This window comes from Mesorhizobium sp. M0998 (assembly GCF_040318885.1).
Lineage (GTDB): Bacteria > Pseudomonadota > Alphaproteobacteria > Rhizobiales > Rhizobiaceae > Mesorhizobium.
Map to the genome: position 1 here is coordinate 1 of NZ_JAMYND010000044.1, position 23,183 is coordinate 23,183.

Annotated in this window: 28 protein-coding genes; 6 read left to right on the forward strand and 22 right to left on the reverse strand. The window is 61.3% G+C overall.

What is annotated here, in order from left to right:
- Positions 1 to 214 precede the first annotated feature (214 nt).
- The 3 genes from NKH59_RS28100 to NKH59_RS28110 form a co-directional block, all read right to left on the reverse strand.
- A complete protein-coding gene (locus NKH59_RS28100) occupies positions 215 to 415 on the reverse strand; it encodes a CsbD family protein (protein ID WP_352541863.1) in 201 nt (66 codons plus the stop codon).
- Between the two features lie 186 nt (positions 416 to 601).
- Positions 602 to 1,648: an NAD(P)-dependent alcohol dehydrogenase gene (locus NKH59_RS28105; RefSeq protein WP_352819562.1), complete on the reverse strand. Its 1,047-nt coding sequence runs from the start codon at positions 1,646 to 1,648 to the stop codon at positions 602 to 604.
- A 671-nt stretch (positions 1,649 to 2,319) separates the two neighbouring features.
- Entirely contained in the window at positions 2,320 to 3,159 is an 840-nt protein-coding gene (locus NKH59_RS28110) for a hypothetical protein (protein WP_353023701.1), read from the reverse strand.
- Between the two features lie 554 nt (positions 3,160 to 3,713).
- Here NKH59_RS28110 and NKH59_RS28115 point away from each other — a divergent pair.
- From NKH59_RS28115 to fghA, 3 genes are all read left to right on the forward strand, one after another.
- Positions 3,714 to 3,980 carry an AbrB/MazE/SpoVT family DNA-binding domain-containing protein gene (locus NKH59_RS28115; RefSeq protein ID WP_352503269.1) on the forward strand — a complete coding sequence of 89 codons (267 nt, stop codon included), beginning with the start codon at positions 3,714 to 3,716 and terminating at the stop codon, positions 3,978 to 3,980.
- Positions 3,977 to 4,360: a PIN domain-containing protein gene (locus NKH59_RS28120; protein WP_352541865.1), complete on the forward strand. Its 384-nt coding sequence runs from the start codon at positions 3,977 to 3,979 to the stop codon at positions 4,358 to 4,360. Before NKH59_RS28115 ends, NKH59_RS28120 begins: the two co-directional genes overlap by 4 nt.
- Before the next feature lie 213 nt (positions 4,361 to 4,573).
- The gene (fghA, locus tag NKH59_RS28125; RefSeq protein WP_352541866.1) at positions 4,574 to 5,425 is read left to right on the forward strand and encodes an S-formylglutathione hydrolase; all 852 of its coding nucleotides are present in this window, start codon (positions 4,574 to 4,576) and stop codon (positions 5,423 to 5,425) included.
- Between the two features lie 21 nt (positions 5,426 to 5,446).
- Here the strand turns inward: fghA and pqqE are convergent, their stop codons facing one another.
- The 8 genes from pqqE to NKH59_RS28165 form a co-directional block, all read right to left on the reverse strand.
- Complete coding sequence (pqqE, locus tag NKH59_RS28130; protein ID WP_352541867.1) at positions 5,447 to 6,568, reverse strand: pyrroloquinoline quinone biosynthesis protein PqqE; 1,122 nt, start codon at positions 6,566 to 6,568, stop codon at positions 5,447 to 5,449.
- Entirely contained in the window at positions 6,565 to 6,861 is a 297-nt protein-coding gene (gene pqqD, locus NKH59_RS28135; protein WP_352541868.1) for a pyrroloquinoline quinone biosynthesis peptide chaperone PqqD, read from the reverse strand. The genes pqqE and pqqD overlap by 4 nt, the downstream gene beginning before the upstream one ends.
- Positions 6,858 to 7,616 carry a pyrroloquinoline-quinone synthase PqqC gene (gene pqqC, locus NKH59_RS28140; protein WP_352541869.1) on the reverse strand — a complete coding sequence of 253 codons (759 nt, stop codon included), beginning with the start codon at positions 7,614 to 7,616 and terminating at the stop codon, positions 6,858 to 6,860. Before pqqC ends, pqqD begins: the two co-directional genes overlap by 4 nt.
- A complete protein-coding gene (pqqB, locus tag NKH59_RS28145; protein WP_352541870.1) occupies positions 7,613 to 8,551 on the reverse strand; it encodes a pyrroloquinoline quinone biosynthesis protein PqqB in 939 nt (312 codons plus the stop codon). The genes pqqC and pqqB overlap by 4 nt, the downstream gene beginning before the upstream one ends.
- A 153-nt stretch (positions 8,552 to 8,704) precedes the next feature.
- Positions 8,705 to 8,800: a pyrroloquinoline quinone precursor peptide PqqA gene (locus NKH59_RS28150; protein ID WP_101918690.1), complete on the reverse strand. Its 96-nt coding sequence runs from the start codon at positions 8,798 to 8,800 to the stop codon at positions 8,705 to 8,707.
- A gap of 216 nt (positions 8,801 to 9,016) precedes the next feature.
- Positions 9,017 to 9,880 carry a substrate-binding domain-containing protein gene (locus tag NKH59_RS28155; RefSeq protein ID WP_352450664.1) on the reverse strand — a complete coding sequence of 288 codons (864 nt, stop codon included), beginning with the start codon at positions 9,878 to 9,880 and terminating at the stop codon, positions 9,017 to 9,019.
- Between the two features lies 1 nt (position 9,881).
- Positions 9,882 to 10,406 (reverse strand): c-type cytochrome, methanol metabolism-related, encoded by a 525-nt coding sequence (locus NKH59_RS28160; RefSeq protein WP_352541871.1) that lies wholly within the window; start codon positions 10,404 to 10,406, stop codon positions 9,882 to 9,884.
- A gap of 155 nt (positions 10,407 to 10,561) precedes the next feature.
- Positions 10,562 to 12,463 carry a methanol/ethanol family PQQ-dependent dehydrogenase gene (locus NKH59_RS28165; protein ID WP_352541872.1) on the reverse strand — a complete coding sequence of 634 codons (1,902 nt, stop codon included), beginning with the start codon at positions 12,461 to 12,463 and terminating at the stop codon, positions 10,562 to 10,564.
- Positions 12,464 to 12,532: 69 nt separating this feature from the next.
- On the opposite strand from NKH59_RS28165, the gene NKH59_RS28170 reads away from it, so the two are divergent.
- Both NKH59_RS28170 and NKH59_RS28175 read left to right on the forward strand, forming a co-directional pair.
- Complete coding sequence (locus tag NKH59_RS28170) at positions 12,533 to 12,787, forward strand: hypothetical protein (protein ID WP_352744692.1); 255 nt, start codon at positions 12,533 to 12,535, stop codon at positions 12,785 to 12,787.
- Between the two features lie 346 nt (positions 12,788 to 13,133).
- The gene (locus NKH59_RS28175; protein WP_352541873.1) at positions 13,134 to 13,487 is read left to right on the forward strand and encodes a hypothetical protein; all 354 of its coding nucleotides are present in this window, start codon (positions 13,134 to 13,136) and stop codon (positions 13,485 to 13,487) included.
- 103 nt (positions 13,488 to 13,590) lie between these two features.
- Here the strand turns inward: NKH59_RS28175 and NKH59_RS28180 are convergent, their stop codons facing one another.
- The 4 genes from NKH59_RS28180 to NKH59_RS28195 are packed head-to-tail and all read right to left on the reverse strand — an operon-like array spanning position 13,591 to position 16,333.
- Positions 13,591 to 14,331 (reverse strand): ABC transporter ATP-binding protein, encoded by a 741-nt coding sequence (locus tag NKH59_RS28180; protein WP_353023719.1) that lies wholly within the window; start codon positions 14,329 to 14,331, stop codon positions 13,591 to 13,593.
- Positions 14,300 to 15,097: an ABC transporter permease gene (locus NKH59_RS28185; protein WP_352541874.1), complete on the reverse strand. Its 798-nt coding sequence runs from the start codon at positions 15,095 to 15,097 to the stop codon at positions 14,300 to 14,302. Before NKH59_RS28185 ends, NKH59_RS28180 begins: the two co-directional genes overlap by 32 nt.
- Positions 15,094 to 16,080, reverse strand: coding sequence for an ABC transporter substrate-binding protein (locus NKH59_RS28190; RefSeq protein ID WP_352541875.1), 987 nt, complete (start codon positions 16,078 to 16,080; stop codon positions 15,094 to 15,096). The genes NKH59_RS28185 and NKH59_RS28190 overlap by 4 nt, the downstream gene beginning before the upstream one ends.
- A 43-nt stretch (positions 16,081 to 16,123) precedes the next feature.
- A complete protein-coding gene (locus NKH59_RS28195) occupies positions 16,124 to 16,333 on the reverse strand; it encodes a hypothetical protein (RefSeq protein WP_023678830.1) in 210 nt (69 codons plus the stop codon).
- Between the two features lie 364 nt (positions 16,334 to 16,697).
- Here NKH59_RS28195 and NKH59_RS28200 point away from each other — a divergent pair, with 364 nt between their 5' ends.
- Complete coding sequence (locus tag NKH59_RS28200; RefSeq protein WP_352541876.1) at positions 16,698 to 17,078, forward strand: c-type cytochrome; 381 nt, start codon at positions 16,698 to 16,700, stop codon at positions 17,076 to 17,078.
- Positions 17,079 to 17,137: 59 nt separating this feature from the next.
- On the opposite strand, the gene gph is transcribed toward NKH59_RS28200, so the two are convergent.
- The 7 genes from gph to fba all read right to left on the reverse strand — a co-directional run bounded on the left by gph (position 17,138) and on the right by fba (position 23,176).
- A complete protein-coding gene (gene gph, locus NKH59_RS28205) occupies positions 17,138 to 17,839 on the reverse strand; it encodes a phosphoglycolate phosphatase (RefSeq protein ID WP_353023705.1) in 702 nt (233 codons plus the stop codon).
- A complete protein-coding gene (locus tag NKH59_RS28210) occupies positions 17,836 to 18,393 on the reverse strand; it encodes a thioredoxin family protein (protein WP_352541878.1) in 558 nt (185 codons plus the stop codon). The genes gph and NKH59_RS28210 overlap by 4 nt, the downstream gene beginning before the upstream one ends.
- A gap of 40 nt (positions 18,394 to 18,433) precedes the next feature.
- Entirely contained in the window at positions 18,434 to 19,120 is a 687-nt protein-coding gene (gene rpe / locus NKH59_RS28215; RefSeq protein ID WP_352541879.1) for a ribulose-phosphate 3-epimerase, read from the reverse strand.
- A gap of 62 nt (positions 19,121 to 19,182) precedes the next feature.
- A complete protein-coding gene (gene cbbX, locus NKH59_RS28220; RefSeq protein WP_352819551.1) occupies positions 19,183 to 20,121 on the reverse strand; it encodes a CbbX protein in 939 nt (312 codons plus the stop codon).
- 7 nt (positions 20,122 to 20,128) lie between these two features.
- Entirely contained in the window at positions 20,129 to 20,563 is a 435-nt protein-coding gene (locus NKH59_RS28225) for a ribulose bisphosphate carboxylase small subunit (protein ID WP_352541881.1), read from the reverse strand.
- A gap of 18 nt (positions 20,564 to 20,581) precedes the next feature.
- On the reverse strand, positions 20,582 to 22,075 hold the full coding sequence (locus NKH59_RS28230) for a ribulose-bisphosphate carboxylase large subunit (protein ID WP_502897624.1): 1,494 nt from the start codon (positions 22,073 to 22,075) through the stop codon (positions 20,582 to 20,584).
- A gap of 21 nt (positions 22,076 to 22,096) precedes the next feature.
- Positions 22,097 to 23,176 (reverse strand): class II fructose-bisphosphate aldolase, encoded by a 1,080-nt coding sequence (fba, locus tag NKH59_RS28235; RefSeq protein ID WP_352507750.1) that lies wholly within the window; start codon positions 23,174 to 23,176, stop codon positions 22,097 to 22,099.
- Between the last annotated feature and the right edge of the window lie 7 nt (positions 23,177 to 23,183).

Consider the following 23,183-nt stretch of genomic DNA (forward strand, 5'->3'; position numbering starts at 1 on the left):
CGACCAGCCAGATAATGTTGTTCATCATTGCACTCCTTCGCCTCCGGGCGGGGCGCACGCCGGGGCGAAGCCCGCCACGCAAGTGGAACATTAGATGCGGCTAAAGGTTCCTCGCGGGCCTCGCTGTCGAAAGAGCCACCGCACCAGTCGGCACGGCGGGCGACGCAGAGTTTTACCCCGGTGGTGGCGCAGCAGACGGCGTTGCGCCCAAGGCTCAGCTGATGCTTCGGGACCAGTCATCTACCTGGCGCTCTGCCTCTTCCTTGGCGATGCCATATCGCTCCTGGATACGTCCCAAAAGCCGGTCCCGGTTGCCCTCGATGCGATCAAGATCGTCGTCGGTGAGGTCACCCCACTGCTCCTTCGCCTTGCCTTTGAACTGCGTCCATTTTCCCTTGATTTGATCCCAGTTCATGTGTTCCTCCTTGCTTGCGCGCCAGCTCGCGTTGTTGAAAGCCACCTTTCAGGAGAAACCGCTCAGGCGATAGGCTCGGTTGATGCCAACAAAAACTGGGTTGCCAATGCCCTTGCTACAAGCCCGGAAGGCTACGCAACGCATCGAGGAGATCAGGAGGACAGCCCGGGGGCTTTGGAACTCGCCTTAATCCGGCAAAAGGATCTGAAGCTTTACGTCCGCGGGCCGGGCTTCGACTGCGCGGTTGAAGGCGTTGATGGAATCTTCGAAGGGGAAGGTCGCCGAAATGAGTGGCTTTAGGTCGACCCGGCCCGACCCCATCAGCGCGATTGCCCGCTCATATTGGTGGGCATATCGGAATACCGTTTCGATGCGAACTTCCTTGGTCGAGGCGGTGGCGACATCGAATGCGATCGGCGCCACCGGCAGGCCGACCACCACTACCGCGCCACCGGGCCGCGGCAGATCGAGCAGGGTCTCCCATGCCTTGGACGAGCCCGAGCATTCAAACACCACGTCGGCGCCCCAGCCATCGGTCAGGCGCTTTACCTCCGCCGCCAGGTTCCTGTCGCGGACGTTGATCGGGATCACGCCTTGATAGCCGCCGGCGATGTCGAGCTTGGGTTGGGCGAGATCTGCAACAACGGCGCGGGCGCAGCCGCCGGCGAGCGCCGCGATCGCCACCATCGTGCCGATTGGCCCTGCGCCAATCACCACCGCCGTGTCGCCCGGCGCGATCTTTGCTTTGGCAGCCGCCTGCATGCCGACAGCGAAGGGCTCCACCATGGCGCCTTCGGCGAAGCTGACATTGTCGGGCAGTTTGAAAGTGTAGTTGGCGGGGTGGACGACATAGGGCGTCAGCACGCCGTGGATCGGCGGCGTTGCCCAGAACCTGACCGCTGGATCGATGTTGTAGAGGCCGAGCCGGCTCGCCCGCGAATTGGGATCGGGGATACCCGGCTCCATGCAGACGCGGTCGCCGACCTTCAGATGCTCGACGCCTTCCCCCGTTTCGGAGACGGTGCCGGCGGCTTCATGGCCCAAGACCATCGGCGCTTCGACCACGAATGGGCCGATGCGGCCATGCGTATAGTAGTGCACGTCGGAGCCGCAAATGCCCACCGTATGGATCTTGATGCGAACTTCGCCCGGGCCGACGGTCTGTGGCAGATCGATGTCACGCAGCTTGAGTTCGTGCTGGCGTTCGAGGACAAGGGCGCGCACGTTCGACATCGACGTAGTCTCCTCTAAAGTTTATTGTAGGGGCCTTCGTGACCTTACTTGCACTCGGCGCGTTCATCATAGCCGCTCGTTCACGGCTTCAAAATCCAGCTCGGAAAACAGGGGTATTGCCTGATTCCGACTATCCGTACCAACTTCCCGGCCAAAGGACTTTGAAGGCCGGCCATGCCGCTGCCGAATGCCCTCGGCGGAGTTCGCCCCGAGACTCCCCACTCCCCACTCCCCACTCCCCAGCCTCCAAGCCAGCAGGCCGGCATCGGTCAGTCATCAACAGGAGTCCAGCAGGTGCGCGATACCCGACGCTACATGCCATGGAACGCTTGCCCAATCCGCTTCTGGTCGATGCGGCCCACCAGGTGAAATGTCCGCCATCGTTTTTTTTGGCGCCAGAAGTTCCCGGTTCGCTTCCGGCCCATAATGCTGCCCGGGCGGCAATGCGCTTCATTAACGTCATTCTCCATCCGAAGCGCTCAGGCCGGAAGCTGCGGTGCGTAAGACGCCGGGTCATTGCCCGCCGCGGATAAGTTTGCAGCTGGACGATATTGGCCAGCCGGGCGATCCCAGCATTTGGCATTGCTTCGGCGAGTCAATACTGAGCCTGCGCTTACGCGCCATCCTTCTCGACAAGACCAACGGCTGGACCCGATCGAGTGCAGACGGGTTCAGTTGGTGCTGGTTGTGGCGGTGAACCCGCACTGCTTCTGTTCCATATCGATCTGCTTCGTGATGCGGATGGCGTTCTGTGCGTAGGCCTCCGTCACGGAGCCACTATTCACAGTCTTGTCCTTCAGCGGGCTCACGCCTGCGCAGAGGTGGAAAACATGCGGCTCGCTGGACTTCGCGGCTCCGTTTTCGGGCGCGATCCAGTAGACGACATCCTGACCGGCGGGGTGGCTCGCGTCCCGCGTCGCCGCCGCCACGGCGGCGGTGTCCGTTGCAATCGCCTGCGCCTGAGCGGCGACATCGGGCGAACAGGCCGTGGTGGGCTGCCCCGACTTGATCTGGGCTGCGCATGCGTTCATATCCTGGGTGTACTGTTCGACCGACGGGGGTTTGAAACTGATCCCCATGACCGTCGCGAGCACGGCCAGCGCGGCGCCGACGCCGCCGGCAACCTTCTTGGTCCGCGGATCCATGTTCTTGTCAGTGAGGATCAGGAAAACCAGCGGGAGGAAGGCAATCAGTGTGATGATTGCGCCGAGCTGGTTTTGGAAGAAGAACCTACCCGCGTCGGATGCACGAGCCGGATCGTGCCTGTTGGCCGCCTTCCATAGCAAGTTGCCGGCGATTGCGAAAATCGCGATGCCGACCAGAAGGCCGATGACCAGCGGCAGGTGTCCCTGGTCGAACTTGTTCTGGCGAAGCAGCATAATTCCGTAGATCTCGCCGCCAATGGCGACGACCCACGAGAGTGCGGCGAAAAGGCGAAGACGCGTGGCGGAGGACTTCTGGCCCTGCGTCGCTTGCCAATCCTTGGTAACGTCTGGCTTGTTGTCGGTCATTGACCAGATCCCCTGATATCGACACTTCTGCGGGCGGCGTTAGACCAGAAGGCCAACCCGCCCTGCGCAGCGTCATTGAACGAGCGTCACCTGCCTTAGCGACACGGCAAAAATGTGAGCGCCACGGCAGGCCTCATCTCCATTCATGATTCATATTGCGCATGAGTGAATCCGTCCATACCCACGCAGGCAGACGCCTATGCGGCGATGGCTTCGTTCTTGTTAATCTCTGGTTAATCTCTGGCTCGAACTTGACGCTGCCTTGCCTCGCTTCCCGGCGGCGGTCGCCCCATTCCCGACACCAGCCGAAGCGAAGTGACGAACCATTGAACGAGACAGTTCTAACGAGACAAATATTGCGGCAAGATCGACGCGGATAGCGGCCGTGGTGTTGGCTTGCATGCTGACCTCCAGGTGATGTTGGCGACTTCGCTCTGGCAGAGCGCTGGTCGCGATTCAGTCGCCGCATGGACGCCAAGCTTGGCCCCGACCATCTGCATTGATAATAATGCAGATTTGCATTGTCTTATCGCGATAAACAGGAAACGTTTAATATGACAACGTTGACAGTGACGACAAGGGGGCAGGTGACGTTCCGCAAGGACGTGCTGCAACATCTGGGCATCAAGCCGGGCGAGAAGATCGAGCTTGATCTGCTGCCCGACGGTCGGGCGGAATTGAGGGCTGCACGGGCGAAGGGGTCGTTCCGGGACCTCCACGGCTTCCTCAGAGGCAAGACGAACGGCCGGGTGCTCAGCATCGAGGAGATCAACGAGGCGATGGCGGAAGCGGGCGCTGTGGCCGGGTCCGGCGAGGAATGAGGGTTACGGCCGACACGAATGTGCTGCTGCGCGCCTATGTCGCCGATGATGAGGGGCAGGCGGCCATTGCTGTCGACCTGCTGGCCAAAGCGGACATCGTGGCCGTGAGCGTGAAGGCCTTGTGCGAGTTCCCAGGGTTCTGGCCCGGCAGTACCAGACAGAGCGCGAAAATTTGCCGCGGCGATCCGGGCGTTGCTGAACACCGCGAATGGTTGTCGTCAACCGGCCGGCAGTTTCTGCGGGGCAAAAGTCGATCAGTGGGTTGCGAAACCGCCGCTGACCAGGTTTGGCAAGTACTGGACGTCAAGCCGCATTTGCGCAGGGCTCGGCGTCCCGGAAGCATCGCCGATGCCTGCGCAGTGACTGCGTCCTTGTTATAGCCAGCATCGCCAACAATCGCCCAGCCTGGCCCGTATGGCGCTGCGCCAGCGAGCGGCCTCTCGCGCCTTGCTGCGCCAAGACGGTCGGCGAAGGCAGGCCATCCCGGCTCCGATCAAGAGCCCCGCGCGCCAGCCGGGCCACCAAGGTTGCCGCGATCACCCTTGATGTCGTAGAGCCTACGGTCGGCGGTTAAAATTGGTGGAGAAGGATATATGCCAGAGCACCTGAAACTCGTCTCGACTGCCAAGTCGCATGGCGGCGCCCAGCATGTTTACTCGCATCTCTCCACGAACTGCTCGTGCGAAATGACGTTTGCCATTTTCGTGCCTCCGCAGGCACGGGAAAGCCGTTGTCCCGTGGTCTGGTACCTCTCCGGGCTCACCTGCACCCATGCAAATGTGATGGAAAAAGGTGAATACAGACGTATTGCCGCCGAACTTGGCGTGATCGTTGTCTGTCCCGACACCAGCCCGCGTGGTGCCGACATTCCGGATGAAAAGGACAATTGGCAGTTCGGCAGCGGCGCCGGTTTCTACCTTGACGCGACGCAAGAGCCGTATGCCAAGAACTATCGCATGTATTCCTATATCGTCGAGGAGCTGCCAGCCGTGATCGGGCGCGAATTTCCCGCCGATATGGCGCGCCAGTCGATCTTCGGCCATTCGATGGGCGGGCATGGCGCGCTGACGATCGCACTGAACAATCCCGGGCGTTTCAGAAGTTGCTCGGCCTTTGCGCCGATCGTGCAGCCAAGCACAGCCGGCTGGTCGAAGCCGGCTTTCGAAAAATATCTCGGCCTGGATGAGGCCTCGTGGCGGCGCTACGATGCAACTTCGCTCATCGAGGATGGGCACCGTTTCCCGGAATTCCTGGTCGATCAGGGAACGTCAGACGGTTTCCTCCAGGAGGGCCTCAGGCCTTGGCTGCTCGAAGACGCCTGCTCCAAGGCAGGCATTCCGTTGAAATTGCGGATGCAGGACGAATACGATCACTCCTATTTTTTCATTTCGACATTCATGCATGACCATATGACGTGGCATGCCCAACGGCTTTCACGAGGGTAGGCCGTAGGAATTGGTCGGCAGTCAGGCGGGCTCGGTGACGACGCCGATGCGCCGGTAGACGAATGGTTCGTCCTTCGAAGGAACCGTCGCAGCGCGCTGGGCCTCGTCGATCAGCATTGCCATGCGCGCATGGATCGGCGATTTCGCGCAAGCCGGGTCCGTCGCGGCGGCATCGCCGGCGATTGCCATCGCCTGGCAGCGACAGCCGCCCCAGTCGATCTCGCGCCGCTCACAGTTGCGGCAGGGCTCCTGCATCCAGTCCGTGCCTCGAAAGGCATTAAATGCCGGGGAATCGGTCCAGATCGCGGCCAGGCTGCGTGATCCAAAACGCTCGAAGCCGAGCGACGGTATGGTCTGGGCGGCATGGCATGGCAGTACGGTGCCGTCCGGCGTCACCATGAAGGCGTCGCGCGCCCAGCCGCCCATGCACGGCTTGGGATAGACGGCGAAATAATCCGGCGTGACGAAATCTATGTTCATGATGCCGGTGAGCCGTTCGCGCGCCGCCGCGACGATCTCCGCCTGGCGGTCGACGGCCGCACGCTCGGGCATCAGTTGATCGCGATTGGTCAGCGCCCAGCCGGCGTACTGCACGTTGGCGATCTCGAGACGCTCCGCACCCAGCGAAAGGGCCAGATCGATGAATTCCGGTACCTCCTCGATATTGTGGCGATGGATCGGCGCGTTGATGGTAAGCGGCAAGCCGGCCGCGCGAGCGCGGCGTGCCGTCTCCAGCTTCTTTTCGTGGCTGCCCCTGTGATTGCCGATGCGCTCGGTGGTCGCCGGCCGTGCGCCTTGAAAGCTCAGTTGCAGATGGTCGAGCCCGGCTTCGGCAAATGCCTCGATGCGGCCATCCGCAATGCCGACCCCGGCGGTGATCAGGTTGGTGTAGACGCCGCGCGCCGAAAGCCCGGCGATCAATTGCTCGAGATCGCGACGCAGCGTCGGTTCACCGCCGGACAGATGCACCTGGAGAACGCCAAGGTCGGCCGCCTGCGAGAACAAGTCGAGCCAGCTCTGCGTGTCGAGTTCGCGATTGGCCCTCAGCAATTCGAGCGGATTGGAGCAATAGGGGCATTGCAGCGGGCAGCGATGCGTCAGTTCCGCCAGCATGCCGATCGGGGGGAGAGGGGGCTCGCTCATAGCTTCACCAGCAGCTTGTCCGACCATTCCTGCAGGAAGGCGACGACATCGGCCGCCACAGCCTCCCGTTCGGCATCATAATCTGCGGCAAGGCCGGCAATGATGTCACCGACCGTGGACCGTCCGTCGCAGCGGCGCAATATGTCGAGGCTGATGTCGTTTGGCCAGAACACCTTTTCGGGCGAAAGCACGGCGAACGCCTGGCGCACGGGGTCATGCTGTATGCGCACGTGCTTCGGCAGCGATGGAACCGACTGCAGCGACACCATGGCTCTTTCGCGCAGTGCCATCATTGGGCTGCCTCGGGACGGAAGGCGCCGGGCGGGATATTGCCCGGCTCGCCATAGGCGTGTTGAAGCGCGTCGAGCATGGCCCAGAGTATATCGCATTTGAACACCAGTGCATCGATCGCCTGCTGCTGGCGTTCCGCCGCGTCGGCATGTTCGAGCACATAGGCGAGGGCGAAGTCGGCGTCGCGCGAGGCCTGTTCGGGGCGTCGGGTGAAATAGGCCAGCGTGTCCTCGGTGATATAATCGTATTTGGCCAGCATCGCGGGTACCCGCTCGCCGATGATGAGCGGCGAGAACATCTCGGTCAGCGACGACGCGACCGCCTCCAGCAGGGTCCGGCTCGTGCAAAAGGAGAGGTAAGCGCCAACCGCAAAACGTGTCGCCGGCAGGGCCAGCCTCTCGCTCTTCACCGCGTCGGTATCGAGACCGAGCGAGGTCGCCAGGTGCAACCAGCGCGCAATACCGCCGCTCCAGCCGTCCTCGCCGTCATGATCCTCGATGCGTTTGCGCCAGGCGGCGCGAAACGCCGGATCCTCGGCATGCGCGAGGATCATGGCGTCCTTGCGCGGAATGACCGCCTGATAGCAATAGCGGTTCAGCGCCCAGGCCTGCATCTCGGTCCTCGACAGCGCACCGCTGGTCATCCTGTGATGGAAAGGATGGCGGTTGTGATAGCGCTCGGCACCGACCTGCCGCAGCACTGCTTCGAGCTCGCTTGAGGACAGGCCGTTGCTGGCCGCGTCGTGGAAATCACTCAAAGTTCTATCTCCATCCCGTCGCAGGCCACTTCCCAGCCAGCCGCTTCGACGGCTGCATGCTCGGCAGAATTCTCGTCCAGAACAGGATTGGTGTTGTTGATGTGGACGAAGACACGGCGGCCGATCCTCACATCGGCCAAGCCGGCGATCGACCCCGCGTCTCCCGACATTGCCAGATGCCCCATGCGTGCACCGGTCTTTTGGCCGACGCCGGCAGCAAACATCTCGTCGTCGGTGAAGACCGTGCCGTCGAACAGAAGGCATGCGGCATCGGCTAGCCGCGTGCGCAGGGTCGCATCGATGCGGGCGCAGCCGGGGATGTAGAAGACGGAGCCGCGACTGCCGGCACCGGCGATACGGACGCCGATCGTGTCGCCGGCATCGGAGCTGAAATTGGCATCCGGCTGGCCTCTTTCTTCGAGATAGAGGGCTATCTTCCCGGGCACGGGAAAGCTCTCGACAGCCACCCCGGTGTCGTGGCCGTCTGCGTCGCAGATCGACAGTTCTTGCGCCGGCGGCAAGATGCGTCGCGGCACGAGCGCCGGATCGAGGACATTGAAAATCGAATTCTCCTCCAGCGTCGCCAGAACCTGTGTCGTTGCATAGATAGCGAAAGGCTGCCGCTCACGCAGGCTGAGCAGGCCGGCGACATGATCGACATCGGCATTGGTCAGCACTACCGCGCGAATAGGCGTCGAGCGCAGCGGCGCATCGTGCGCGGGCTGCAATTCAGGCGTTGCCGCGATCTGCTGGCGAATGTCGGGCGAGGCGTTGAACAGAACCCAGCCGAGGCCATCCGCCGACGCGGCGACACTCGATTGGGTTCGTGAATGCACACCAGCTACCCCGGTGCGAGCCGCACGGCTCAGACGATAATTGCAGTTCCATTGCGGAAAGCCGCCGCCGGCCGCCGATCCGATGATTCTCAAGCGCATGAAAACGCCCGCCCCGCGGCTTCTCTGACCAGCAGCCAATTTGCAGCCGCAAAAAACGGCCCGCCCGCTTTGCGCGCCTCAAACTCTTTCACGAAAATCCCATACGGCAAGGGGATGCGTGCCCCTGTTGCCAGGGACACGCACCTCTGCGGCCTACTTCTTGGGAGTAATTTCAGCAGGCAGATAGCGCGAAATTTCAAAGCCCGCAGCAACCTGGCACATGGTCGGTTTTGTCCAGCTCTTCTTCATAACATTTCTCCTCTTCTACCAGCCCGAAGGGGCCGATCCGGTGGTTAGCCAACCATTGCAGGGCACCGAAGCAATGGCTCGTCCATCACGTTCTCAAAATGGACAAATGAACACAAGGTTTTGAAAGACCGAAAAACAAAAAAGTATCGAAAGTAGCTGTAGTCTTCTCTTCAATTGTTCATCGCGTAGGTTTTTCCTCCTCCTGACCCATCCCAACTATTGCGTAATCGGATTGTCGTGCTCGTCGATCAGCGGCACATTGTAACCCAGCAGGAGCTTGGTGATCTCCGCCTGGTTTTCCCTGATCACCCGGTTTAGCGTCCGTTTCCATTCCTGGTCGGACGGACGTACACCCATGGTAATGCGGTAGGACATGCGCGAGCCGGTTTTTTCCTTCAACAGCGGAACAATGGTGACATCGGCTCCGAGTTCCCTGGCATAGTAGCCCGCCATCGGCCCCCACAGGACCGCCGCGTCGATCTTGCCGGCGAGCATGTCCTTAATCATGACCTCCCCCATGGAAGGCGTGACGCGCGTATCCACCGCCAGCGGGTAGATCTTGGCGGTCCGCAGAAGCTTGTTGGCGGCCATGTTGGCGGTTGGCGGCGTGCTTTCGACGACGCCGATTCTCTTGCCGGAAAGTTTCGGGTCTTCGATCGTCTCGATGCCTTCCATGCCGTTGCCTTTGGGGTATACGAGCACATAGGCGGAGCGGTAGTAGGCGTTGGTGTTCTGCACCAGTTCATCGCCTTGGGCGTAGCCCATGATGATGTCGCATCGATTGGCCCCCAGCGTATTGCGCACAAAGCCGGTGACAGTGGGAAACCACGTGTAAGCGACTGATTTTCGCCCCGTCTTCTTGGCAACCAGTTCAGCCAGCTTGTTTTCGAAGCCTTGGCCGTTCTTGTCGGTAAAGGGCATGTTCGAGGGATCTGCGCAGACGCGCAGAATGTCGGGATCGACCAGTTCGCCCGCAGCGCCAAGCCCGGCATTTTGCGCCAGAACATTCGACGGCAGCAAGGCGAGCGCGCCGAGGATCGGCAGAACGACACGCAGCTTCGATGCAGTGCAGCCGGTCATATCATCCACCCATGCAGGATGCTTCGGCATCCTTGGCTGCCTGAGCCTTGTTTTCGTGCTTCGGCGGCCTGCCGCGGGGTGCCGCGCCATCGGCGCGCGCGCGCAGATAGACGTAGAGATCGTCCAGGTAACAATAGACGTTCTTGTTGTCGCCAAAGGCGGGCATGACGTTTTCCTTGCCGCCGCCGACATTCTTGCGGCCCTCGGCGACGATCGACAGGAACGTGGCGTAATCCATGGTCTTCAGGCTATTAGCCAGGGCAGGCGCATAGCTCGAACCTGTGGCGTCCTGTCCGTGACAGACATGGCAATCTGAGTGATACCGGCGGTACCCGCTGAAGGTGTACCAATCGACGGTTCCGTTTTCGATCTTGTAGGTCGGATTTCCGTCCGCATCTAAATATTTGCCTCCTTCTTGCTTCACCGCCTTGGCTTTCTCCATGCTGTCTTCGGCCCGTGCCAGACTTGAGCTGGCCAGAGGCAGCAGGACCAGGGCGAGAGCGGAAACTGCAATGCGAACGATCATTCAGGCTCTTCCTTCGTTTGCCAGAAACCCTGGCTGCCGTCGTGCAGCGGCATTGATCGGAGTTGGGTGCGCGGCGCAATCGAGAGCCCGGTTCCCGGCTTCGGGGTGACCCGGGCTCTCGTTTTCGAACCTAGCCGTAAGGCTCTTCCCGGTTATCAGTCCGGGAGGCCGAAGACGGTGAGCTGGCCGCCCAGCGTCGTATAGTCGGCAAGTGCCGCATAACCGCCGACGGCACCCAGACCGGCGGTTCCAACGACCGCGGCCTGATCGCCCTGCGCACGGCCCTGATCAACGGCGCCATGCCAGGCGGCGGCGTTGTCGGGCGAAAGCAGCCCACCTGCCAGACCGATACCGGCCCATCCACCGACGCCGGACAGAACGGCGACGTACTGCTTGCCGTCATGCTCGTAGGTCGTGATGTTGCCGATGATGCCGGACGGGGTCTTGAACTTGTAGAGTTCCTTGCCGTCCTTATCGACCGCCTTGATGTAGCCTTCGAGGGTACCGTAGAAGACGACGTCGCCATCTGTCGCCAATGCGCCCGACCACACCGAGAACTGCTCGGGCTTCGACCAGACGATCTCACCCTTGGCCGCATCCCAGGCAATGAAGTTGCCCATGTTACCGTCACCGCCGGGCGCCGCATACATCGACACGGTGGCGCCCACATAGGGCTGACCGGCGGTGTAGCTCACTTTGTAAGGCTCATAGTCCATGCAGACATGGTTGGTCGGCACGTAGAACAACCCGGTCTTCGGCGAGTAGGCGGCCGGCTGCTGGTCCTTGGTTCCAAGCGCGGCCGGGCAGATACCGGTCGAGTTGTTGTCTTCGCCGTTCTGCTGGGTCGAATACTTGGCCACGACCTGCGGGCGGCCATACTGGTCGCTCTTGGGATCCATGTTGACTTCCGTCGCCCAGTTCACTGCCGGATCGTATTTTTTGGCGACGAGAAGTTCGCCGCTGGCTCGATCCATTGTGTAGGCAAAGCCGTTGCGGTCGAAATGCACCAGCACGTCGTGCTTGGCGCCGTTGACCTCCATGCCATCGACGAGAATCATCTCGTTGATGCCGTCATAGTCCCACTCATCATGCGGGGTCATTTGGTAGAGCCATTTGGCAACACCGGTATCCGCATCGCGAGCCATGATTGTCATGGACCAGCGATTGTCACCGGGGCGCTGGACCGGGTTCCACGTCGAGGGATTGCCGGTGCCGTAATAGACCAGGTTCAGCTTGGGATCATAGGAATACCATCCCCATGTCGTGCCGCCGCCTGTCTTCCACTGTTCGCCTTCCCAGGTGTTCGTGCCGGAATCCTTTCCGACAGGCTTGCCGAGATGGGTGGTCTTCTCGGGATCGAGAAGGGTGTCTGCGTCAGGACCTTCCGAATAGGCTTTCCAGGCGAGCTTGCCGTCTTTCAGATTGTAGGCGGCCAGCCAGCCGCGAACACCGAATTCAGCACCGGAGACGCCCACGAGCACCTTGTCCTTGATGACTACGGGTGCCGACGTGCCGGATTCGCCCTTTCCGCCGTCGGTCTGGTCTCCGTTCTTGACAGACCAGACGACCTTGCCGGTCTTGGCATCGAGCGCGACGACGGTGGTGTCGGCCTGGTTGAGAATGATCTTGCCGTCGCCATAGGCAACACCGCGATTGACCGTATCGCAGCACATGATCGGAATGACGTTCGTGTCCTGCTTGGGCTCGTATTTCCACAGGATCTTGCCGTCATTCTTGAGGTCCAGAGCATAGACGTTGTTTGGGAAAGGCGTGTGGACATACATCACGTCGCCGATGACCAGCGGCCCGCCTTCGTGACCGCGCAGCACGCCGGTGGAAAAGCTCCATTTGACCTGCAGGTTCTTCACATTGTCGGCAGTGATCTGGTTGAGTTTGGAATAGCGGGTGTTGGCGTAGTCACCCGTCTGCATCGCCCAGTTCTTCGCATCCGATGCGAGCTTTGCAAGGTCTTCATTGGCCGAAGCCGTATAGGCAGCGCCGAGCGATAAAAACGCCGCGGTCGTCAGAATGTAAGTAGTTTTCGCAAGTACACGCATCCAAAATCCTCCCGGGTTCGCAGTGAAGAATCGACCGTCAAGCCCCACAAGGGCTTGCCCAAGCAATTCATGTTGGGAAGTTATTTTCCGGCAGCTGTCACGACCTACCCCGAAGCAGAGGGCACCGTTACCGCCCGCCCCCCTTGGTCTTCGAAAGACTGCCGCCGCTCCCTGATGACGGTGGCGCTCTTGAAGCCGGAAACAGGAAAAAGCTATGTCATCGTAAAAGGCCAGGCAAGCAAAAACCTACAATGGGTCGCTGCGCTGCAATATCGATATGGTGCGATGCAATATTTAGAAACAATTAAAATAAGCGCCGCGTGAAAAACTAATAAGAGGATGACCGCCAGCCGCGAGATATATAGCAAACATATTGTTCGCGTATTCTCGAGGTGATACACATTTGACTTTATTTCGATATATTCTGCGGGGCACTTACGAGTAAGTATGCGGGCGTCTCGCTCGTTGCCGATAGTGAGCGAAGCATGAAATGAACGCATGAAGGAGGGTGCGCAGCGGGTCATGAAGCGGGCTCTTGTCGGTCCATAGGGCATTCCTCCTTTGGTCCTATACGCAGGCCATGGGAGCTTGACTGGCTTTGCGGCACGTCGCCAATTGGAGCGATGACCCCGTCTGGATGCATGGTGTCCAGGCCAACTGGAGGTTCCTCATGATAAGGTCTGTTGGATCTCTCACCTTGCCGGCGGCCTTTGCGGCGACGCTGGCTTTTGCGAACTTGGCCAACGCCGCGGGAGACTACCCGACGGCAACGATTGCCGACTACGTGCTCGGCTGCATGCAAACAAATGGCCAGACACGTCAGGCGCTTGAAAGCTGTTCCTGCTCGATCGATGTCATCGCCTCGATCCTTCCTTACGATCACTATGAGAGGGCGGAGACCTTCAAAAGCATGTCGCTGACGACAGGGGAGGCGGCAGGGTTGTTTCGCGAAAGCGCGCCAGCGAAGGCGGCGCGCACGGAACTGAAACGCGCGCAGGCCGAAGCCGACGTACGTTGCTTTTAGTCAGGCGGAACAGGCACGCGTGGCCGTGCGCCTCACAGTCCCGCCGTTTCTATGGCCATTGGCTGCGAAATACCTTGCAATCCGCATTCGAGCCGTAAGGCGATCAGGCCACACCCGGAAATTTTTGCTGGAACGACTGCAAAAGGTCGCTGATCACCTGTGGATTGCGATGCTGCCGCGGCACTCTTACGTCGAACATGCCGAGCACGTGGGCTGGGCGCTGCGCAAGCACGATGATGCGGTCCGACAGCATCAGCGCCTCGCGCAGATTGTGCGTGACCATCAAGGCGGTCGTAGGCCGCGCCGACCAGACGGTCAAAAGCAATTGCCGAGGCCGCTCGGCGGTCTGTTCGTCGAGGGAGGCAAAGGGTTCGTCCAGGAAAAGCACCGCCGGTTCGGTGGCGAAAGCCCTGGCAAGCGCTGCCCTGCGCGCAAGGCCGAGCGAAAGCTCCGCCGGATAGAGCGAGCGCACGCCGGCGAGGCCGAGAGTGTCAAACAGCTCGTCGAGACTCTTCGCTCTTAGGCTTTTCGGCAGCGCCAGCCTGACATTCTGCTCCACCGTCCGCCACGGCAGCAAAGTCGGCTCCTGGAACACGGCGGCGATGCGGTTCGAGCCGCCTTGCGGCAGTTGGAAAGAGCCGGAAAAGTCTTTGTCCAGTCCAAGCAGGATGCGCAACGTCGTGGTCTTGCCGCAGCCCGACGGCCCAAGCAGACAAGCGAATTCGCCCTGCCGGACCTCGAAGGACAGACCCTGAAGCGCCGTGATCGACACGCCTTGCGCGGACCTGAAGGTCTTTTCGGCGATGTCGACCCTAAGCGGGACGGCGGCGCCAACGGGTTGCATGTCGTTCAATGGGCTGCACCAGGAGAAGTTCGATGACAAGCATCACCGCCACGAAAGCCAGCGTGTACGCAAGAATGGCGGCGACGTCGAAGAGCTGGAAATAGAGATAGATCTGGAAACCGACGCCATTGGAGCGGCCGAGCAGTTCGACCACCAGGACGATCTTCCATATGAGGGCGATGCCGGACCGCGAGGCCGCGGCAAAATAGGGCTGCAGTTGCGGCAGCAGGACATGGCGGACGCGCTCGAGTGGGGCGAAGCGGTAGACGGCGGCCATTTCGGCATAACGCGGATCAAACGCCCTGGCGCCTTCGCGCATCGTCACCACGACATTCGGGATCTTGTTCACGGCAACTGCGCCAATCGCCGCCGCCTCGTTGAGGCCGAACCAGATATAGGCGAGCACGATGACCACCAGCGCGGGAATGTTGAGAAACAGGACCACCCATGGACTGAAGAACCGGTCCGCACCGCGGTGGCTGCCGAGGATGACGCCGATGACCGAGCCGATAATCATTGCGACGACGTACGCCGCAGCAACCCGTCCGAGCGTCGCGCCAAGGTGATAAAAAAGGTCGCCGCTCGCCGCTTCCCTGAGCAGCACCTGCCAGACCTGCCCTGGTGAGGGGAAAGCTCGGCTTTGCCACAGATTGGCCGCGAGGCTCCACAGCAGGCAAAGTCCCAGCAGGGAAACCGCTACCGTCAGCACCGGTGTCAGCGCCGTCGCAAAGCCGGATGGACGCGACTTGTCTTCCGTTGCGGTCATTTCGCGAGTTCCGGCCAGAACGTGCCGGGCGCCATCTCGGGCGCCCTGCCAACCAGCTTCTCGCCGCCTATCGCGGCCAGCACGTGATAGAGTTTGCCCGCATCGGCCGCTTCTTCGGCGACCGGCCGTCTGGGGATGCCCTGGCGATAGCGGTCGCGCAGCTTTTCCAGCTCCTTGCCTTCTGCGCGAATGAGCGGCGCCAGGCGCAGCCATTCATCATCGGATTTGGCCAGCAAGTCCTTGGCCTGCTTGGATGCCTTCAAAAACCCCCGGGCGGCATCCGGATCGTCGCTCGCCCATTGGTCGTGGAAGACGTAGCCGAGTGCCGACACGGGGCCCGAGGCACCAAGCGCTTTCGTCGCGTCATCCGCACCGATCAACCGGCGAAAGCCATTGGCCTCGAGCCGGGCGCAGAAATGCCAAAAATTGAGCACGGCATCGAGTTCGCCCTGCATCGCCTTTTCAGAAATCAGCGGCGGCGCGCCAAAGACGACGTCACAGGCTGTCGGCAGGTCGAGGCCGTGCTCGCGTCTGGCCAGCGCCTGGACCAGTAGCCAGCTCTTGTCGAGCGGGCCGCCGGCGACACCGATTTTCTTTCCCTTGAGGTCGGCGAGCGTCCGGATAGGCGATTCCTCCTTCACCATGATTGCCCCCACGGCGGTCGAATAAGGGGCCAATGTAAGGTCGCCGCCCTCGGAGCGCTGGCGCGAGACCCACAGCCAGTCGGTCACGATCATGTCGATCGCGCCGGCCAGCAGCGCGACGTTGGTCGCATCCTCCCCGGCGAAGTAGACAATTTCCAGATCGATCCTGTTGGTCTCGTCGAGCTTGTGGCGTTTCAGCGTATCGAGTTCCCAGCTCACGGTGCCGAACTTCAGGACACCAATTCGGACCTTAGCGGCCGCAAAGACAGCAACCGGCCTTGAGGCGAGGATGGCCCCCAGAGCCGCCAAGCGCAGCGTCGTACGCCGCGAAATCATCATGGCGTCTCCTCTTTCAGGGCCATCGACGAACCAGGAATGTCGATCAAATCGCTCGTTCCTTGCTCGGAACGGCACATTTCCAGCGCACGACCTTGAGACTCGGATGTTCCTGAGACCATTTTGCGATCTCGGCGGGCGCCAGGAACATGCATTGGAACAGAGAGCCGCGGCTCTCGAAATAGAGATGTTCATCTCGGCAATTGCCCGGATTGGCGCTAAGGCACACCGTTAATATGAGATCGACCATGTCCATTTGGCACTTATCGTCGCCTGCGCGGCGAACTCTCCAGAGTTCGTGCTTTGGAGTTGCGCGGATTCCTGAAGGTGCCCAAACAGCAAACCGGTTGGAGTGAGGCTACGCGTTCGGCCAACAGGCGTCAATGATGTGGACCGCGTGTCGCTACACACTTCCCTTCGCGCAGTCGGGAAACGAAACAGGACCTTTGTACGATTGACTTCCTTCATCGGCAGTCTAGCTTTTCGAGGCGTGCAGGTGCTGCCAGTCCGGGGAGGAAGGACGAATGGTTCGCTCTCCCGCTTTAAAACGAATGCCGGCGATCAAGGCATCGACACGCGTAAAGTGTCCCGGGCACTCACACGATCAATGAGGAAATGCCATGCGCGCAGTCGCTTTTTTCGCCGCCGTGTCCGTCGCCACCTTTGTCACTGCCCAGTCTCAGGCACAGGATGCCGCGGCGGGTGAGAAGGTCTTCGCCAAATGCAAGGTCTGCCACGTCGCAGACAAGGACCAGAACAAGGTCGGCCCGTCCTTGAACGGCGTTATCGGCCGAACGGCCGGGACGCATCCGGGGTTCAGCTATTCCAAGGCCATGACCGAGGCCGGCAAGTCCGGTGTCAAATGGGATGAGGCCACGCTGACGACCTACCTTCGCGATCCCAGGGCGATGGTCAAAGGAACCAAGATGGCGTTTGTCGGCCTCAAGAAGGACGAGGACATCGCCAACGTCATTGCTTATCTGAAACAATTCTCAAAATAACGCGGTACTGCCGGCCGTCGGACTGCGCTCGGCCGGCGTTGGCTGGGCTGCGCTTGGGGTCATGCAGCGTCTTGCAGCCTCTGCATCGCGGACGACAGATCGAACAGGCTGTCGCAAACGAGGTCGGCGCCAAGCTCTTCAACGGGAATTTGGCTGTATCCGCCACGCAGCAGAATGACGGCCATGCCGGCGGCGCGGGCGGCGGCCACGTCGGCGCTGCTGTCTCCGACCATCAGCGTGTCACGAGGTTCGACCTGAAGCAGGTCGAGCGCCAGCAACAGCGCGTCTGGCGCCGGTTTCAAGTATGTCACCGCGTCTCCGCCGACGATCGCGCCGAGATATTCCGTCAGCCGAAAATGCAGCAGTATTTCCCGCGCCGCCAGCTGCGGCTTGTTGGTCACCACGGCCATGGCTATTCCGCTCAAATGCAAGTGCGTGAGAACCTCCCTGACGCCAGGCATCAGCCCCGTGCGGCCGGTCAGATGCCTGCGATAGATCGGCGCCATGACGCGGTTGGCCTCATCGAGCGCGCTGCCGAGGAGCGGCGTGCCGGAAGCCGCGAAGGCTCGTTCGACCAGTTTCCTGATGCCGCCGCCGATCATGGCCTTGACCTGATCCAGCCGCAGCGGCGGCAGATCGTGGCCGGCCAGCAATTCGTTGACGGCGGCCGCTATATCAGGCGCCGAATCGACCAGTGTGCCGTCGAGGTCGAACAGGATCGCCTTGGGCGAGCGAAACGGCCTGACTGCGCCGACGTTCATGCAGCATCCTTCCACTTGATCGAACAGCCGATCGAAGCGATCTGGTCAAGCGGTCCGTCGCCGGTTCGGGCAACCTGCTTCATCGCCTCGAACAGGTCGCGCCTCAGCCTGGGCGATTCGGCGTCGCGTCGCGACGCGTCCAGCCGGCCGCGGTATTGCAGCGTCAACTCGCTGTTGAGCCCGAAGAAATCCGGGGTGCAAACGGCTCCGTAGGCACGCGCCACCGTCTGGTGCTCGTCATGGAGATAGGGGAAAGTGAGGCCGTTCGTCCTGGCAAAGAGCTTCATGTTGTCGAAGGAATCATCTGGATAGGCGTCGCTATCATTGGAGTTGATCGCGACAAAGCCGATGCCTTCGGCCTTGAGGCCATTGGCGTCGCGCACCATGCGTGAAATCACCGCCTTCACATAGGGGCAGTGGTTGCAGATGAAGGCCACCACCAGCCCGTTCGGGCCGGCGTGGCTTAAGATCGAATGCGATGTGCCGTCGACGCCTGGCAAAACGGCGTCGATGGCTCGCCAGCCGAAATCGCAGACAGGTGGGATTGCCGCCAAGTTTTCCTCCGATGAAATGTTTGCCCTCCGATGAAAGGGTTTACGCCGCTTTCCGGATCGCCCCGTCGGCCGCCTGCCTGATGGCGCCGATATTGGCGCGATAAGCCGCCTCGGTGCCGCCCTTAAAGATGGCCGAGCCGGCGACCAGCACATTGGCGCCGGCCGCGGTGACCAGCGGAGCGGTTTCGGGCGTGACGCCGCCGTCGATCTCTATGTCGATCGGACGATGGCCGACCAGCGCCTTGACCCGCCTGACCTTGTCGACGACCGCCGCGATGAAGGCCTGGCCGCCGAAGCCCGGATTGACCGTCATCAGAAGCACCAGATCGAGCCGGTCAAGTACATATTCGATGACGCTTTCCGGCGTTGACGGGTTCAGCGACACGCCGGCCTTCTTGCCGAGATTCCTGATTGCCTGCAGCGAACGGTCGAGATGCGGTCCGGCCTCGGCATGCACCGTAATGATGTCGCAGCCGGCATCGGCGAAGGCGCCGAGATAGGCGTCGGCCGGCGCGATCATCAGGTGGCAGTCGAAGACCTTGTCCGTTCGATTACGGATCGCCTTGACCACCGGCGGACCGAAGGTGATGTTGGGCACGAAATGGCCATCCATCACATCGAGATGGATCCAATCGGCACCCGCCCGGACGACCGCTTCGACCTCGTCGCCGAGCCGCGAGAAGTCCGCGGAAAGCACCGAGGGCGCGATGATTGTCTTGCTATCCATGGTCGTCGGCTCCCATTCTGTCGTCCGTTTCCGGTCGCTGCACACCAATCGCCGTCATCTTGTCAGCGCGCCTTCGTCTCCGGTTCGCCTTCGAGCTTACCTTCCGCGAACACGCGGCTGCCGCGAATATCGGATTCCTCGATGGTGATAAGATCGATTTTCGTCAACGCCCGGTCGCGCGATGCGAAAAGCCGGCCGGCCTGGCGAAGCCGCGCCCGGTCGAGGCTATTGCGAACGGAGCGGGCGTTGGAGAAATGCGGCAGCCGCATGCGGATCGGGAGATACTCTTCGAGCGCCTTGGCCGCCGCTTCGCTGAGACGGTAATTCTGTTCCGCCAGCATGATCTCGGCGATTGATTTGAGTTCGCTGACGCCGTAGTCCGGAAAATCGAGGTGATTGGCGATGCGCGAGCGCATGCCGGGATTGCTGTCGAAGAAGCGGTCCATCTTGTCCTTGTAGCCGGCAAGAATCACAACCAGATCGTCACGGTTGTTTTCCATGCATTGCAGCAGGATTTCGATCGATTCCTGGCCGTAGTCGCGTTCGTTCTCGGGCTTGTAGAGATAGTAGGCCTCGTCGATGAAAAGCACCCCGCCCATGGCGCGCTTGATCACTTCGCGGGTTTTGGGCGCGGTGTGGCCCACATACTGGCCGACGAGATCGTCGCGCGTCACCGCGACCATGTGGCCTTCGCGGACATAGCCGAGACGATGCAGGATTTCGGCCATTCTGAGCGCCACGGTGGTCTTTCCGGTACCGGGATTCCCCGTAAAGTTCATGTGCAGCGTCGGCGCGCCCGAGGTCAGCCCGAACTTGCGGCGAAGCCGGTCGACCAGAAGCAGCGCCGCGATCTCGCGGATGCGGGTCTTGACGGGCTTCAGGCCGACGAGTTCGCGGTCGAGCCTGTCCATCACCTCCTCGATGTTGGACGCCTCGAACTCGGCCTGTAGATCAACCGATTCGCCCTGCGCGGCAGCGCTCTTAGCTATCGCGTCCAGCATGGTTCGCCTAGCTCCGTTCGCCTTCGGGCCTGTCGGTCGCATAAGGCACGATCGAATAGCCCTGACTGCGGCCGTCACGCTCTTGGCGCAGCAGCCGGAACCCGGGTTCATTGGGTGGCCGGTTGACGATGAATGACATGCGCGGTGCTTCCCAGCCCTTGGTCGAATCGAAGGCGGTGACCCGGACATACATGTTGGGCATAGCTCTCCGGCAATTGTTGACTTCAAGCAGGATGCCCGCCGGGTCCCTCAGGTCGAACATCGGGTTGCCGTACATTTCCCAATAGGTGTTTCGCGGATGTGGATCGTCCGTGTACTCGACGCTGACCGCCCAGTGGTTTTTCAGTGCGTATTTGATCTGCGCCGAAATCTGCTCATCGGTTAGCTCGGGCAGGAACGAAAACTGTCCCTGCGTGACCTTGTTTCCGGGATTGGTCATCATGGCGACGGTTCCTTTCGTCTAGAAGCTCGGCGTTGCGGTCGGCACGAAGTCGGCCGTGTCGGTCGATTCGTAGTTGAAGGTGACGTCCTTCCACGTCTCCAGGGCCGCCTTGAGCGGCGTGCACCATCTGGCCGCCTGTTCGAGGATTTTGGTTCCTTCGCGCAGATAGTCGCGGCCCTCGTTGCGGGCGAGGATCATCGCCTCCAACGCGACGCGATTGGCCGTCGCGCCGGCCTGGATGCCGTCCGGATGGCCGATCGTGCCGCCGCCGAACTGCAGGATGACGTCCTCGCCGAGATAATGGATCAACTGGTGCATCTGGCCGGCATGGATGCCGCCGGAGGCGACGGGCATCACCTTGTTGAGCGAGGCCCAGTCCTGATCGAAGAACAGCCCGGTTTCGAGGTTCTGCGGCGTGCGCTCCTCGCGCAGCGTGTCATAAAACCCCTTGATCATAAGCGGGTCGCCTTCCAGCTTGCCGACCACCGTGCCGGCATGGATGTGATCGACGCCGGCCATCCGCATCCATTTGCAGATGACGCGAAAATTCATGCCGTGGTTCTTCTGGCGCGAATAGGTCGAGTTGCCGGCCCGGTGGAGGTGCAGGATCATGTCGTTGCGGCGTGCCCACTTGGCCATCGACTGGATCGCCGTGTAGCCAATGACGAGGTCGATCATGACGATGCAGGAGCCAAGCTGTTTTGCAAATTCGGCGCGCTCGTACATGTCCTCCATCGTGCCGGCGGTGACGTTGAGATAATGGCCCTTGACTTCGCCGGTGGCGGCCGAAGCCTTGTTCACAGCCTCCATGCAGTAGAGGAAGCGGTCGCGCCAATGCATGAAGGGCTGTGAGTTGATGTTCTCGTCATCCTTGACGAAGTCGAGGCCCCCCTTCAGCGCCTCGTAGACGACGCGGCCGTAGTTGCGGCCGGACAGGCCAAGCTTCGGCTTCGTCGTCGCGCCGAGCAGCGGCCGGCCGAACTTGTCGAGCCGCTCGCGTTCCACCACGATGCCGGTCGCCGGGCCCTGGAAGGTCTTGAGGTAAGCCACCGGGACGCGCATGTCCTCGAGCCGCAAGGCCTTGACGGCCTTGAAGCCAAACACGTTGCCGATGATCGATGCAGTCAGGTTGGCGATGGAGCCGGGCTCGAACAGGTCGAGGTCGTAGGCGATATAGGCGAAGTACTGTTGCTCGATCCTGGTGCCTGGACCTGTGTTCGGCACCGGCTCGGATTTGAATGCCTTGGCGCGGTAGAGCTCGCAGGCGGTCAGCCTGTCGGTCCACACCACGGTCCATGTCGCGGTAGAGGATTCGCCGGCGATGGCGGCGGCCGCCTCCTCGTGGTCGACGCCGGGCTGCGGCGTGATCCGAAACATGGCGATCAGGTCGGTCTCCTTGGGCCGGTAGTCCGGCTCCCAGTAGCCCATCTTCTTGTAGGGGATGACGCCCGACCTGTAGCGTTCCTTGCCTTCCTTGAGCGTGCCTGCTGAGGGCATGTCGATCTTGTTCATGGCAGGTCTCCTGTTTGCCGCTCAGGCGGCTTTCGCGGTTGCGATATGGGGGTCGAGCTTTCCTGCGGCGTAACGTTTCGCCATCTCATCCATGGCGATCACCCTGATCTTCGACGCGTGGCCTGCGGTGCCGAAGCGTTCGAACCGATCGCGGCAAAGGTCGCGCAGCGCGTCCATGGCGGGTTTCAGGAATTTACGCGGATCGAATTCGCGCGGGTCCTCCGTCGCAACGCGGCGGAACTGCCCGGCCATGGCCATTCGGCAATCGGTGTCGATGTTGACCTTGCGCACGCCGTAGCGGATGCCGCGCTCGATTTCCTCGACCGGGACGCCAAAGGTCTGCGGCATCTCGCCGCCATAGTTGTTGATGATGTCCTGCAGTTCCTGCGGCACGGAGGAAGACCCGTGCATGACCAGATGCGTGTTGGGCAGCTTTTCGTGAATCGCCTCGATCACCTGCATGGCCAGGATGCCGCCGTCGGGCTTGCGGCTGAATTTATAGGCGCCGTGGGAGGTACCGCAGGCGATCGCCAGTGCGTCGACCCGGGTGGCGGTGACGAAGTCGACCGCCTGATCGGGATCGGTCAAAAGCTGGTCATGGGAAAGCGCACCTTCGGCGCCGTGCCCGTCCTCGGCCTCGCCCTGGCCGGTCTCCAGCGAGCCGAGCACGCCGAGCTCGCCTTCGACCGAAGCGCCGACCCAATGCGCCATGCGTGCGACACGTTCGGTGATGGCGACGTTGTAATCGTAGCTCGCCGGTGTCTTGGCATCCGCCATCAGCGATCCGTCCATCATCACCGAGGTGAAGCCGTGGCGGATCGCCGACAGGCAGGTGGCTTCGTTGTTGCCGTGATCCTGATGGATGCAGAGCGGAATGGCCGGATGGATTTCGGTCAACGCCTCCATCATTTTGGCCAGCATGATGTCATTGGCATAGGAACGGGCGCCGCGTGAGGCCTGGATGATAACCGGCGCATCGCAGGCCCTGGCGGCCTCCATGATGGCGAGGCCCTGTTCCATGTTGTTGATGTTGAATGCCGGCACCCCGTAGCCGTGCTCGGCGGCATGGTCGAGAAGCTGGCGAAGGGTGATGCGGGCCATTGTCGGT